Source organism: Luteibacter sp. UNC138MFCol5.1 (genome assembly GCF_900110505.1).
GTDB lineage: Bacteria > Pseudomonadota > Gammaproteobacteria > Xanthomonadales > Rhodanobacteraceae > Luteibacter.
This window is the reverse complement of the sequence record NZ_FODZ01000002.1, coordinates 132,798-146,488: the sequence shown is the minus strand read 5'-3', so window position 1 is coordinate 146,488 and position 13,691 is coordinate 132,798. Positions and strand designations below refer to the sequence as shown.

Annotated in this window: 11 protein-coding genes; 10 read left to right on the top strand and 1 reads right to left on the bottom strand. The window is 68.5% G+C overall.

Features of this window, described 5'->3' with window-relative positions; genetic code table 11:
- On the top strand, positions 1 to 2,079 hold the full coding sequence (gene malQ, locus BMY69_RS05060; RefSeq protein ID WP_218143125.1) for a 4-alpha-glucanotransferase: 2,079 nt from the start codon (positions 1 to 3) through the stop codon (positions 2,077 to 2,079).
- Positions 2,076 to 4,685 carry a malto-oligosyltrehalose synthase gene (gene treY, locus BMY69_RS05055; RefSeq protein ID WP_090175781.1) on the top strand — a complete coding sequence of 870 codons (2,610 nt, stop codon included), beginning with the start codon at positions 2,076 to 2,078 and terminating at the stop codon, positions 4,683 to 4,685. Before malQ ends, treY begins: the two co-directional genes overlap by 4 nt.
- Positions 4,686 to 4,873: 188 nt before the next feature.
- On the opposite strand, the gene BMY69_RS05050 is transcribed toward treY, so the two are convergent.
- Positions 4,874 to 5,134: an acyl-CoA-binding protein gene (locus BMY69_RS05050; RefSeq protein ID WP_090176901.1), complete on the bottom strand. Its 261-nt coding sequence runs from the start codon at positions 5,132 to 5,134 to the stop codon at positions 4,874 to 4,876.
- A gap of 124 nt (positions 5,135 to 5,258) precedes the next feature.
- Here BMY69_RS05050 and cmk point away from each other — a divergent pair, with 124 nt between their 5' ends.
- The 8 genes from cmk to galU all read left to right on the top strand — a co-directional run bounded on the left by cmk (position 5,259) and on the right by galU (position 13,497).
- Positions 5,259 to 5,939 carry a (d)CMP kinase gene (cmk, locus tag BMY69_RS05045; protein WP_090052886.1) on the top strand — a complete coding sequence of 227 codons (681 nt, stop codon included), beginning with the start codon at positions 5,259 to 5,261 and terminating at the stop codon, positions 5,937 to 5,939.
- A 166-nt stretch (positions 5,940 to 6,105) separates the two neighbouring features.
- On the top strand, positions 6,106 to 7,779 hold the full coding sequence (gene rpsA / locus BMY69_RS05040; protein ID WP_090052888.1) for a 30S ribosomal protein S1: 1,674 nt from the start codon (positions 6,106 to 6,108) through the stop codon (positions 7,777 to 7,779).
- Positions 7,780 to 7,861: 82 nt separating this feature from the next.
- Positions 7,862 to 8,164, top strand: coding sequence for an integration host factor subunit beta (locus BMY69_RS05035; protein WP_090175780.1), 303 nt, complete (start codon positions 7,862 to 7,864; stop codon positions 8,162 to 8,164).
- Positions 8,165 to 8,279: 115 nt separating this feature from the next.
- Positions 8,280 to 8,540 carry a LapA family protein gene (locus BMY69_RS05030; protein WP_090175778.1) on the top strand — a complete coding sequence of 87 codons (261 nt, stop codon included), beginning with the start codon at positions 8,280 to 8,282 and terminating at the stop codon, positions 8,538 to 8,540.
- Positions 8,537 to 9,709, top strand: coding sequence for a lipopolysaccharide assembly protein LapB (gene lapB / locus BMY69_RS05025; protein WP_090175777.1), 1,173 nt, complete (start codon positions 8,537 to 8,539; stop codon positions 9,707 to 9,709). The genes BMY69_RS05030 and lapB overlap by 4 nt, the downstream gene beginning before the upstream one ends.
- Positions 9,706 to 10,740, top strand: a complete 1,035-nt coding sequence (locus BMY69_RS05020; RefSeq protein ID WP_090175775.1) for an MraY family glycosyltransferase — start codon at positions 9,706 to 9,708, stop codon at positions 10,738 to 10,740. Before lapB ends, BMY69_RS05020 begins: the two co-directional genes overlap by 4 nt.
- The gene (locus tag BMY69_RS05015) at positions 10,727 to 12,625 is read left to right on the top strand and encodes a polysaccharide biosynthesis protein (protein WP_090175774.1); all 1,899 of its coding nucleotides are present in this window, start codon (positions 10,727 to 10,729) and stop codon (positions 12,623 to 12,625) included. Before BMY69_RS05020 ends, BMY69_RS05015 begins: the two co-directional genes overlap by 14 nt.
- Positions 12,622 to 13,497: a UTP--glucose-1-phosphate uridylyltransferase GalU gene (gene galU / locus BMY69_RS05010; RefSeq protein ID WP_090175772.1), complete on the top strand. Its 876-nt coding sequence runs from the start codon at positions 12,622 to 12,624 to the stop codon at positions 13,495 to 13,497. Before BMY69_RS05015 ends, galU begins: the two co-directional genes overlap by 4 nt.
- Positions 13,498 to 13,691: the final 194 nt, after the last annotated feature.

Here is a 13,691-nt window from a genome sequence, read left to right as displayed (position 1 = left end):
GTGAACGCCTCTCTCGACGATCGCCTTGCCGTACTGGCCGAACAGGCAGGCATCGACGTGCACTGGCGGGACGCGCTCGACCGGCCGCAGGTGACGCCTCCCGACACCTTGCGCGCCGTGCTGCGTGCCCTCGGGCTCGCGGCGGACAACGCCGACGACATCGAGGCCAGCCTGCGGCGCATCGAGGACGAGCGCAGCGGTCGCGAGATCCCGCGGTTGCTGACCGCCGACGCCGCGGGCCGGCTCGCGCTGCCGGCCTCGCCACGCGGACGGGCCTGGAAGATCCTGCGCGAAGACGGCGGCATCGTCTCCGAGGGCGAACTGCCGTCGAGCGAGCGCGAGATCGCGGCGCCTTCCGAGCCGGGCTATTACACGCTCGCCCTGGGCGACGACGAGGTCACGCTCGCCGTGGCGCCGTCGCGTTGCTTCGGCGTCGCGGACGTGCGCGACGCGCATCGTCCCTGGGGCATCGCCGTGCAGATGTCCGGCCTGCGCCGGCCGTCCGATGGCGGCATTGGCGACTTCACCGCGCTGGAGCTGTGCGCGCGCGCGGCGGCGGAGAAGGGCGCCGACGCCCTCGCGATCAGCCCGCTGCACGCGCTGTTCGCGGCGGCGCCCGAGCGGTACAGCCCGTATGCGCCGTCGAGCCGCCTCTTCCTCAACGGCCTCTACATCGACCCGACGCGCACGAGTGGCGAGCAGACGGTGCGCGCCGTGATCGACACGCACAACCTGCGCCAGGAGCTGGCCGAGCTCGAGTGGCTGGAGCTGATCGACTGGCCGCGCGCGGCGCGTGCGCGCATGACGATCCTGCGTTCGGTTTACGAGTGGGCCTCCGTCGACCTCGCGGGCTCCGAACGTTTCATGGCGTTCCGCCGCGAACAGGGCGAGCCGCTCGAACGGCATGCGCGCTTCGAAGCGTTGCATGCGGACTTCACCGCGCATGGGCGTCCGGGCGGCTGGCAGGGATGGCCGGCGGAGTTCCACGATCCGGCGGGCCCGGCCGTGGCGGCGTTCGCGCGCGAGCACTCGCGCGAGGTGGCGTTCCACGCCTGGCTGCAATGGCTCGCGTCGCAAGGCCTGGCCGGCGCGCAGCAGGCCGCGCGCGACGCCGGCATGAAGATCGGCCTGATCGCCGACCTCGCCGTGGGCGCGGATTCGGGCGGCAGCCACGCCTGGGCGCACCAGGGCGAGGTCCTCAGCGGCCTGTCCGTCGGCGCGCCGCCCGATGCGCTGAACCGGCTCGGACAGGACTGGGGCCTGACGACGTTCTCCCCGCGCGGCCTGCGCGAGTCGGGGTTCCGTGGATTCATCGGCATGCTGCGCGCGGCCCTCGCGCATGCGGGTGGCGTCCGCATCGATCACGTGCTCGGGCTGAAGCGCCTCTGGATGGTGCCGCACGGTGCCGGCGCGACCGAAGGCGCGTACGTGCGTTACCCGCTGACGGACATGCTGCGCCTCATCGCGCTGGAGTCGCACCTGCATCGCGCGATCGTCATCGGCGAGGATCTCGGCACGGTGCCGTCCGATTTCCGCGGGACGATCGGTGAGAAAGGGCTGCTCGGCATCCGCGTGCTCTGGTTCGAACGCGCCGCGGACGGCGGCTTCATCGCACCGACGGAGTGGTCGCGCGAGGCGATGGCGACGACGAGCACGCACGATGTGCCGACGGTCGCCGGCTGGTGGAGCGGTCGCGATGTCGAATGGCGACGCCGGACCGGCCTCGACAATCCCGACGTCGATGAGGCGGCCGAACGCGAGACGGACCGGCACATGCTCTGGCGCGCGCTCTACGCCTCCGGCTCCGCGTGGAACGAGGAGCCGCTTCCCGCTCAGGACGACATCTCACCGGTCGTCGTGGCGGCCGCGCGTCACGTGTCCCTCGCGCCCGCACCTTTGGCGATCTTCCCGGTGGAGGACGTGCTCGGACTGCACGAGCAGCCGAACCTGCCGGGCCCGACCGACGCCGTGCATCCCAACTGGCGGCGGCGCATGCCCGATTCCTCGGCGCGCCTGTTCGACGGCCCCATCGCCCATGCGGTCTGCTCCGCCATCGACCAGACCCGGAACCGTTCATGAGTCCTCCGCGCGCACTGGCGCGCCTGCAGTTCCATGCGGGCTTCACGCTCGACGACGCCGCGGGCGTCGTTCCTTACTACGCTAGCCTCGGCGTCAGCCATCTCTACGCCTCGCCGATCCTGCGCGCGCGCGCCGGTTCGACGCATGGCTACGACGTGGTCGATTGTCATGAGGTCAATCCCGAGATCGGCGGCGAGGACGCGCTGCGTCGTCTCGTCAAGGCGTTGCGCGACCATCGCATGGGCCTTGTGGTCGACATCGTGCCCAACCACATGGGCGTGGGTGTGGGGAACGCATGGTGGATGGACGTGCTCAGGCACGGCCGCGAGAGCCGCTACGCCGGCTACTTCGACATCGACTGGCAAGCCCCCGATCCGCTGCTGCGGGGAAGGCTGCTGCTGCCGATCCTCGGGGCGGGCTACGACGAGACGCTGCGCGGCGGGCACCTGAAACTGGAACACCGGCGCGGCGAATGGGTGCTCCGGGTCTACGACGATCGCCTGCCGCTCGCGCCGGCGACGGTGGCCGGCCTCGCCGACGATGCCGCGGCCACGCACGACGCGTCGACCGACGAGGGCAGGGCGGCGCTGCATGCGCTCATCGAGAAACAGCATTACCGCCTCGCGTTCTGGAAGCTCGCGAGCGACATGGTCAACTACCGCCGCTTCTTCGACATCAACGAACTCGCCGGCCTGCGTATCGAACGCACGGCCGTGTTCGAGGACACGCACAAGACGATCTTCCGGCTTTACGCCGAGGGGCTGATCGACGGCGTGCGCTGCGACCACGTGGACGGCCTCGCCGATCCGCGCCGCTACTGCCGCCAGCTGCGGCATCGGCTGGAACGCCTTCGTCCGACACGGCCTGAGGGTGCGCCGCGCGACGCCGCGTACCTCGTCGTCGAGAAGATCCTCGCGCACGACGAGGCGCTGCGCCTCGACTGGCGCACGGACGGCACGACGGGCTACGAGTTCATGGACCAGGTGTCGGCCGTGCTCCACGACGAAGCCGGCGAGTCGTCGTTGACCGGTCTGTGGCGCAGCCTCACGGGCGACGCCGCCGACTTCGGTACGCAGGCGGTGCGCGCGCGGCGGCAGATCCTCGTCGACAGCTTCGAAGCGGAACTCGATCGCACCGCGCGCGCGCTGTTCGCCGCGGCGCGCGCCGACGTGGCGACGCGGGACGTGTCGCTGGCCGCCATCCGCCGTGTGCTCGTCGAGCTGCTCGTGCATTTCCCCGTCTATCGCACGTACGCGGGCGGCACGGGGCGCGACGCGTACGACGAAGCGGTGTTCGCCCGCGCGGTCGAGGGCGCGCTGCGCACCATCCGCGTGGAAGACGTCGACCTGCTGCACCTGGTGGCCCGTTGGCTGGGCGGCGAGGCGCCGCGCGCGCTGCCGCCGGGCCCGGTGCGACGTGCGCGCGAACGGGCCATCGCCGTCTTCCAGCAGGCCACGTCGCCGGTCGCCGCGAAAGCCGTGGAAGACACGGCGGGCTACCGATACGGCCGCCTGCTGTCGCGTAACGAGGTGGGCGTGGACGCCGCGCACCTCGCGATGCCCCCTGCGGAATTCCACGCGCGTTGCATCGAGCGCGCCGACACCGTGCCGCACAACCTGCTCGCCACGGCCACGCACGACCACAAGCGGGGCGAGGACCTCAGGGCGCGGCTCGCAGTGCTTTCCGAGGAGGCCGGTCGGTGGGTGGTGACGGTCGAGAGATGGCGGGCGCGTCACGCCGACCTGCGCCAGCGGGCCGAGGGCCGCATGGCGCCGTCGGCGTCCGAGGAACTGATGCTCTACCAGATGCTGGTGGGCGCCTGGCCGCTCGATCTGGCGCCCGACGATCAGGAAGGCGTCGAGCGCTTCGCCTCCCGGATCGCCGCGTGGCAGCGCAAGGCGCTGCGCGAGGCCAAGCGCTGGACGCGCTGGACCTCGCCCAACGAACCCTACGAGGACGCCTGCGAGGATTTCCTGCGCGCGCTGCTGTCGGGCGACGCGGCAGGCGAACTGGCGGCGTTCGCCGGCTACATCGCGGCGCCCGGCGCGGCGAACGGCCTGGCCCAGACGGTGCTCCGCCTGACCACGCCCGGCGTGCCGGACCTGTATCAGGGCACCGACTACTGGGACTTCAGCCTGGTCGACCCGGACAACCGGCGGCCGGTCGATTTCGCGGCGCGCCGGGCGTCGCTCGAACGGGACCTGGCTCCCGCGGAGCTGCTGCCGACGTGGCGCGGGGGAGGGATCAAGCAGGCCGTCATCGCGCGGCTCCTGCGGCTGCGCGCGAAGCATCCTGACCTGTTCGCCCAGGGCGGGTACCGGGCGCTCGACGCGACGGGACCCGCGGCGGACCATGTGCTCGCGTTCGTCCGGGAGCGCCGCGGCGAGCGTCTCGTGGTCGCCGTCGCCCGGCACACGGCCCGCTGGCTGGGCGGTGCCGACGGCCCCGCGATCCCGGCGGCGTGCTGGGAAGGAACGACGTTGCAGCTTCCCGACGGGGACTGGACGTCGGTGCTGGGTGAGGCGACCGTCGAGGGCGGGACCGTCGCCGCGGCCGACCTCTTCGGCGGGCTGCCGTGCGCTGCCTGGCTGTCCCGGCACGGTTGATCCTCGTCGCGAACCCATCGCCGATACGATCGGCTCCCACCCTCCGGTAGCCACCCCCGGAGGTGGGAGCCGATCGCATCGGCGATCCCGCGAAGCGGGCACCTCGCGACAGGCCGCGACCGAAGGGGTGGGAGCCGATCGCATCGGCGATCCCGCGTCAGCGGGCCGGGTGCCGGGGACGCGGCGATTCAGGCCCGGAGAGACTCAACCAGTGCGACGTAATCCCGCATGGCCTGCTCGCGCGTGGTGCCCTTCAGCTTGCCCCAGGCCTCGTACTTGGCCGTGCCCACGAAGTCGAAGAAGCCGGGTTTGCCGCCGTGGACGTCGCCCTCCGACCCCTGCTTGTAAAGCGCGTACAGCCGCAGGAGCGTGTCGTTGTCCGGGCGGTCTTCCAGGCCCATGACCGCGTGGGCGGCCGCCTCGAACCGGCGCTGGAGCTCATCGGACATGCGGCGATCGCCACCGGCACAGGGGAAGGTTCCGGGCTTGTAGCACGGCCCCCGGAGGCTGTCCATGGCCGGAATCCGGCCGCCGACGCGATATCATGGCGGTTTCGCGCGAGAGGTTGTTCCCATGGCCCATCCGGCTGCCGTCCCCGTCCTGACCATCGACGGCCCCTCCGGTTCGGGCAAGGGCACGATCAGCCGCCTCGTCGCCGAGCGACTGGGCTGGCACCTGCTCGATTCCGGCGCGCTCTACCGCGCCGTGGGCTACGCGGCGGGCGAGGAGGGGATCGATCTTTCGGACGCCGAGGCGGTCACCCGCTGCGCCGAAACGGTGAAGATCCGCTTCCGGGCCAGCGCCGACGGCGGCGAGACCCGGGTGCTGGTCAACGGGCACGACGCCACCGACGAACTGCGCACGGAGACGGCCGGTGCCGCCGCCTCCGCGATCGCCGTGATCCCGTCGGTGCGCCAGGCCCTGGTGGACCTCCAGCACGGCTTCCGCAAGGCGCCGGGCCTCGTCGCCGACGGCCGGGACATGGGGACGGTGATTTTCCCCGATGCCGCCCATAAGTTCTTCCTGACGGCCAGCGCGGCCGAGCGCGCGAAAAGGCGCTATAAGCAGTTGAAGGATAAGGGGCTCAGCGTTACACTTGCGGTCCTGCAACGAGAGATCGAGGCGCGCGACGAGCGTGATGCGTCGCGGCCGGTCGCCCCGTTGAAGCCCGCCGAGGGCGCCGTGGTGATCGATACCACGGGCATGCCCATCGATGCGGTGGTGGCGAAAGTATTCGCCGTGGTGCGTCCGTAAGGCGCATCCGGCATTGGTGTCCGCGCAGTGCGCGCGGGCTCTTGGCAACGGTGCAGGGCGTCCCTTTTCAGGCATTCCCGCACCCACAACCGGTGGGTCCCCCGTCCGTTTGCGATCACGAAGGTACGCGAACGCGGGTACGGCCTTTCATAACCCTGGAATCAACATGACTGAAAGTTTTGCCGAACTGTTTGAACAGAGCCAGCAGGCCATTTCCAAGCTGAAGCCCGGCTCCATCGTCACCGGTATCGTTGTGGAAATCCGCAACGACGTGGTGGTGATCAACGCCGGCCTGAAGAGCGAAGGCATCGTCCCCATCGAGCAGTTCAAGGACGAGTCCGGCGCGCTGGAAGTGGAAGTGGGCGACGAGGTCAAGGTCGCGCTCGACGCGCTCGAAGACGGCTTCGGCGAGACCAAGCTCTCCCGTGAGAAGGCCAAGCGTTCGATGGTGTGGGACGACCTCGAGCAGGCGTTCGACAAGGAAGAGACCATCACCGGCAAGATCTCCGGCAAGGTCAAGGGCGGCTTCACGGTCGACATCAAGGATGTCCGCGCGTTCCTGCCGGGCTCCCTCGTCGACGTGCGTCCGGTCCGTGACCCGGTCTACCTCGAGGGCAAGGACCTCGAGTTCAAGATCATCAAGCTCGATCGCAAGCGCAACAACGTCGTCGTCAGCCGCCGCGCGGTCGTCGAGACCGAGTTCTCGGAAGAGCGCGAGAAGCTGCTCGAGCGCCTGACGGAAGGCGCGGTCGTGAAGGGTGTGGTGAAGAACCTCACCGATTACGGCGCGTTCGTCGACCTCGGCGGTATCGACGGCCTGCTGCACATCACCGACATGGCGTGGAAGCGCGTGCGTCACCCGTCCGAAGTCGTCAACGTCGGCGACGAGCTGGATGTCCGCGTGCTCAAGTACGACCGCGAGCGCAACCGCGTGTCGCTCGGCCTCAAGCAGCTCGGCGACGACCCGTGGGTCGCCATCGCCCGCCGCTACCCGGTCGGCAGCCGCCTGTTCGGCAAGGTCTCCAACGTCACCGATTACGGCTGCTTCGTCGAGATCGAGCCGGGCGTCGAAGGCCTCGTGCACGTCTCCGAGATGGACTGGACCAACAAGAACGTCAACCCGGCCAAGGTCGTGCAGGTCGGTGACGAGACGGAAGTCATGGTCCTCGACGTGGATGAAGAGCGTCGTCGCATCTCCCTCGGTATCAAGCAGACCCGCTCGAACCCGTGGGAAGCCTTCGCCGCCATGCACAAGAAGGGCGACAAGGTCTCCGGTCAGATCAAGTCGATCACCGATTTCGGTATCTTCATCGGTCTGGAAGGCGGCATCGACGGTCTCGTCCACCTGTCCGACATCTCGTGGCAGGCATCGGGTGAAGACCTCGTCCGCAACTTCAAGAAGGGCGACGAAGTCGAGGCCGTGGTTCTCGCGGTCGATCCGGAGCGTGAGCGCATCTCCCTCGGCATCAAGCAGATGGAGCAGGATCCGTTCGGTCAGTTCATGGCCACGAATCCGCGCGGCACGGTCCTGACCGGCACGGTCCGCGAAGTCGACGCCAAGGGCGCGACGATCGACCTCGGCGAAGGCGTCGAGGGCTACATCCGCGCGAACGACATCGCCAAGGAACGCGTGGAAGACGCCACGCAGTACCTGAAGGTTGGCGACGCCGTCGAGGCGAAGTTCACCGGCATGGATCGCAAGGGCCGTCAGCTGCAGCTGTCGATCCGCGCGAAGGACGAGGAAGAGCTGGCCGATACGATGGCCGACTACCAGTCCGCCGCCGGCGGCACGACCAAGCTCGGCGCGCTCCTCAAGGAGCAGATGAACAAGGCCGACTAACCGTCGGGCGAGGGGCGGCCAACACCGCCCCTCGCTGTTGTTCCACCGTATTTGCGTCAGTTCGAGAATCACCAGGGGACCCATGACAAAGTCGGAACTGATCGAGGCGCTGGCGCGGCGCCAGACCCACCTTGCGTTCAGCGACGTGGAACTAGCCGTCAAGAGCGTGCTCGAACAGATGAGCCACGCCCTCTCCACGGGCGAGCGCATCGAGATCCGCGGCTTCGGCAGCTTCGCGCTCCATTTCCGTCCGCCGCGCATGGGGCGTAACCCCAAGACCGGCGAGGCCGTCGCCCTGCCGGGCAAGCACGTCCCGCATTTCAAACCTGGCAAGGAATTACGCGAACGCGTGAACCTCGTCGAGGAAGCGAACGCCGCGCTCTGACGCGGCGTTTTTTTTGGCGCGGCCGACGGTCGTCTGCCGTCCCAAGCGCCCGAAACCTGTACGAAAAGCGAACCGGTGGGCACCACCGTGTTCAGCTTTCGGGTACAGTCGCCGGATGCGTCTCATAGCCATCCTTTTCCTCTTGCTCTTCGTCGCCGCGGGCATCGTCTTCGGCGCGCTGAACGCCGATCTGGTGCCGTTCGACCTGGGCTTCGCCCGACTTTCGCTCCCCAGGGGCGGCGCCATGCTCGCCGCGGTGCTGGTCGGCTGGATCCTCGGCGGCATCACGGCCTGGCTGGGCACGTCGCTGAGTCATCGGCGGCGACGTCGGCGCGAGCGTGACGGAAGCAAGGTAGGCAACGCGACCACCGCATGAATCCGATCTGGCTGCTGGCGCTCGTTCCCCCGCTTGCCTTCGCCTGCGGCTGGTGGCTCGCCCGCCGGAATATCGCGCGTCGTTCGGGCGATCGCGTCAACGAACTTTCGTCCGACTACTTCCGTGGCCTGAACTATCTGCTCAACGAAGAGCAGGACAAGGCGCTGGAGGTGTTCCTGCGCCTGGCCGAGTACAACCGGGACACCGTCGAGACGCATCTTGCGCTGGGCAACCTGTTCCGCAAGCGCGGCGAAGTGGACCGCGCGATCCGGCTCCACCAGCACCTCGTGTCCCGGCAGGGGCTGTCCGATGAAATGAAGACCGTGGCCCTGCTGGAGCTCGGCGAGGATTACATGCGCGCGGGCCTGCTGGATCGCGCGGAAACGCTGTTCTCCGATCTCGTCGCGATGGACGCGCTGGCGCCGTCGGCGCTGCGTCACCTGATCGCGATCTACCAGCACGAGCGCGAATGGCACAAGGCGATCGATCACGCGCGCCGCCTGGAGGCGATGACGGGCGAGGACGAGTCGCCGATGATCGCCCAGTTCTATTGCGAGCTGGCGGAGCAGTCGCGCCAGCACGGCGCGCGTACCGAGGCCCGCGACTACATCCGCGAGGCCTTCGTGTGCCAGCGCGACTGCGTGCGCGCGCACATGATCGCGGGTCGCCTCTCGTCGGAAGACGGCGAAATCGAGCAGGCGATCGCCTCGTACGAGGCCGCGATCGCCGCCGACATCGCGTTCGTGCCGGAGATCCTCCCGCCGCTGCTCAACTGCTACGCGCGCTCGCAGCAGATGGACCGCGCCGAGTCCTTCCTGCGCGAGATCATGGAGCGCTACCACGGCATCTCGCCCGTGCTCGCGTTGACGCGGCTCTACGAGGGCAGGGACGGCGAGCGCACCGCGATCGACTTCCTCACGGGCCAGCTGCGCAAGCGGCCGTCGGTCCGTGGCCTGATGGCGCTGATCGACGCGACGATGGACAAGGTGTCCGGCGAGGCGCGCGAAAATTACCTGATCCTGCGCGACCTCACGCGCAAGCTGCTCGAAGGGCAGGCGATGTATCGCTGCAGCCGTTGCGGGTTCGGAGCGAAGGCGCACCACTGGCAGTGCCCGAGTTGCAAGAGCTGGGGCACCGTCCGCCCCATCCACGGCGTCGCCAACGAATGACGCTCCCGGTCTCGCCCGCCGCCACGCTCGCCGGCTGCACGCTCGTCGCGTTCCTCGTCTCGTTCGCCTGCGTTCGCGCGGCGATCGCCTATGCGCATCGCCGCGGCATGCTCGACGCGCCGGGGCGCCGGCGCTCGCACACCCTGCCCACGCCACGTGGCGGAGGCATCGGGATCGTCCTCGGTGCGCTGGTGGGCATGCCCGCCGCGCTGCTGCTCCTTCCCGTGTCCCCCGGGCCCGCGACGGTCGGCGCGTTCACGGTGGCGACGATCGCGGTCGCCGCCATCGGCTGGCTGGACGACCACGGTTCGCTGCCGATCCGCCCACGGCTGGTGATCCAGCTGGCCGCGACGCTGCTGCTGTGTGTCGCCATCGCGTCCCTCACGACGAGCCTCTGGTGGGCCCTCCCGCTGCTCGTCGCCGGCGTCTGGTGCATCAACCTGCATAACTTCATGGACGGCATCGACGGACTCGCCGCGCAGCAGGCGATGTTCTTCGGCGCCGCCTCGGCGGCGCTGGCCTGGGCCGCGGGCAGCCCTGCGATCGCGGGGGCTGGCCTGGCGATGGCCGCGGCGGCGCTCGGGTTCTGGTGGTTCAACCGCTCGCCGGCGCGGATCTTCATGGGGGACGTGGGCAGCGGCACGTTAGGTCTCATGGTTTTCGCAATTTCGGCGATGTTCTGGGCTTTTCGCACGAACTTACTCTGGCCGTCGTTGATTTTTTCGTCGGCCTTCGTCATCGACGCCACTTTGACGCTGCTCGTGCGAATGCTGCGCGGTGCGCGCTGGTACACTCCGCACCGCGAGCACCTGTACCAATGGCTCGTGAGACGAGGGTCGTCGCACCGGAAGGTGGCCGCCGGCTATTTCGCATGGAACGTCCTCGTCTGCGTTCCCGTCGCATGGATCGCGTTCCGCCTTCCGGCGGTGGCGCCCTTGTGCTTCGGGCTCGTGTATCTGGTTGGAGCAGCGGTCTGGCGTACTGGCAAGCGTGGTTGCTTGCGTCGAAGGGAGCGACATGTTTCTGCGTAGGTTCATAGGCATCATCCACCCCCGCACGGCGGTCGTCGCGCACGACCTGGCCATGGCGGCGTTCGCATGGTGGATCGCCAAGTCGTTGCGCTACGCGCTGATGCCCGACCTCGCGCCGGTCACGTACCTGCCGATGGAGTTCCCCATCGTGCTGCTCGTGCAGGGCGCCGTGTTCAACTGGACGGGGCTGTACAAGGGCGTCTGGCGATTCGCCAGTCTTCCCGACCTGTGGAACATCATCCGCGCGACGGTGATCGGCGCGTTGATCATCGGCCTGGCCATGGTCATGTACGCGCGCCTCGACGGCGTGCCCCGGTCGGTGCTTCTGGTCTACCCGGTCGTGCTGGTCGTGCTCCTCGGCCTGCCACGCCTGAGCTACCGGTTCTGGAAGGACAGCCGCATCGACCTGTTCCAGTCGGCGCCGACCAAGCGCGTGCTGATCGTGGGCGCGGATCGCGCCGGCGAAGCCCTGTCGCGCGATCTGCGCCGCGACAGTCGTTACAGCGTGATCGGCTTCGTCGACGACAACCTGGCGCTGCGCGGCGCGCAGATCGGCGGCATACCGGTGCTCGGCACCGTCGACCAGCTCGCGGAGCTGTCGAAGGCCGTCGCGGTGCAGATGCTGCTGATCGCCGTGCCCGGCGCGACGACCGCGCAGATGCGCCGCATCGTGGCGTTCTGCGAAACGACGGGCCTGCCGTTCCGCACGGTGCCCCGCCTGGAAGACGTCGTGGCGGGCAGGGCGCAGTTCAACGAGATCAAGGAAGTCGCGATCGAGGATCTCCTGGGCCGCGACGCCGTGGAGCTCGACTGGACCGCGATCCGCGAGAACGTCAGTGGCCGCCGCGTCCTCGTGACGGGCGGTGGCGGCTCGATCGGTTCGGAGCTGTGCCGCCAGGTCGCGCGCCTCGGCGCCAGCTCGCTGACCGTCGTCGAGATGTCCGAGTACAACCTGTACCGCATCGGTCAGGAGCTCACCTCGGCCTATCCCGAGCTCATCTTCAACGGCGTGCTCGCCGACGCGCGCGACGCCACGGCGATCAACCGCCTGTTCGAGGACACCCAGCCGCAGATCGTGTTCCACGCATCGGCGTACAAGCACGTGCCGATGCTCCAGGGCCAGCTGCGCGAGGCGTTCCGCAACAACGTGCTCGGCACCCGCATCGTGGCCGACGCAGCCGTGCGCTGCCGTGCCGAATCCTTCGTGCTCATCTCCACCGACAAGGCCGTCAATCCGACCTCGGTGATGGGCGCCTGCAAGCGCATGGCGGAAATCTGGTGCCAGAACCTCGCAGCGCATACCTCGACACGTTTCATTACGGTTCGATTCGGTAACGTACTGGACTCCGCCGGTTCGGTGGTCCCGCTGTTCCGCCGGCAGATCCGGCAGGGCGGCCCGGTGACCATCACCCATCCGGAGATCTCGCGTTACTTCATGACCATTCCCGAGGCCTGCCAGCTGATCCTGCAGGCGGCCAGTCTCGGCAAGGGTGGCGAGATCTTCGCGCTCGACATGGGCGATCCGGTGAAGATCCGCGACCTCGCCGAGCAGATGATCCGCCTGGCGGGCAAGCGGCCGGGCTCGGACATCCAGATCGTCTACACGGGACTCCGTTCGGGCGAGAAGCTGTTCGAGGAACTGTTCCACCCGCTGGAGAACTACACGAGCACGACCCACGCGAAGATCTTCCAGGCCCAGCACCGACAGGTGTCGTGGGAACTGCTGCAGACCCAGCTGGCACGCGCCGAAGAGGCCGTGGCCGCGTTCGATGAAGAAACCCTGCGCCGGTGCGTGTCGCAGCTGCTGCCTTCCTTCCGTTGGAGCGAGCCGCAGAGCGACAACGTTCTGCCGCTACGCCGAAACGAAAGTGGAGACATTGCATGACCCAACCCCTGCGCAAGGTCGTATTTCCGGTTGCCGGCCTCGGTACGCGATTCCTTCCCGCGACCAAGGTGGTGGCCAAGGAAATGCTGCCGGTGCTCGATCGTCCGCTGATCCAGTACGCGGTCGACGAAGCCGTGGATGCGGGCGCCGATACGCTGGTGTTCGTCACCAACCGATACAAGCATGCGATCGCCGACTACTTCGACAAGGCCTACGAGCTCGAAGAAAAGCTCGCCGAGAAGAACAAGGACGAGTTGCTCTCGATCCTGCGCGGCATCCTTCCGCGCCACGTCCGATGCGTGTTCGTCACGCAGCCGGAAGCCCTGGGCCTCGGTGACGCGGTGCTTCGCGCCGAAGCCGTCGTCGGCGACGAGCCGTTCGGCATCATGCTCCCGGACGATCTGATCTGGACCAAGGGCAAGGGCGCCCTGCGGCAGATGGCCGATGTCGCGTTCGCGAACGACGCCGGCGTGATCGCCGTGGAAGAAGTGCCCGAGAAGGACACCGACAAGTACGGCATCGTCGACGCCACGGAAGCGCTCAGCGACCGTGCCACGGTGATCCGTCACATGGTCGAGAAGCCGAAGCCGGCCGATGCGCCGTCCAACCTCGCCGTCGTGGGCCGTTACGTGTTGCCGGGGAGCATCTTCGGTTACCTGCACAAGACGACCCCCGGTGCCGGTGGCGAGATCCAGTTGACCGACGCCATCGAGAACCTGCTCAAGGACCAGGGCAAGGTGCTGGCGTACCGCTTCGAGGGCACGCGCTTCGACTGCGGCAACAAGGCCGGCCTCGTGCAGGCCACCATGGCCATGGCGCTGGAAGATCCGAAGCTCGCACCCATCGTCCGCGAGTTCGCGAACAAGGCCTGATCCAGCCGGGGCCATCATGGCCCCGGTTCCCCTGCCGTAGGAGCGCGCCCTGCGCGCGACAGCTTTTTGCGAAACGCAACAGGGCCTGCGGCATCATGCGAAGAGCTGTCGCGCGCAGGGCGCGCTCCTACGGCGCCTTGCCGTCGTTCGCGGAACGGCCGCAACGTCCACCGCATCGGCCGTCGTCCTGGAGA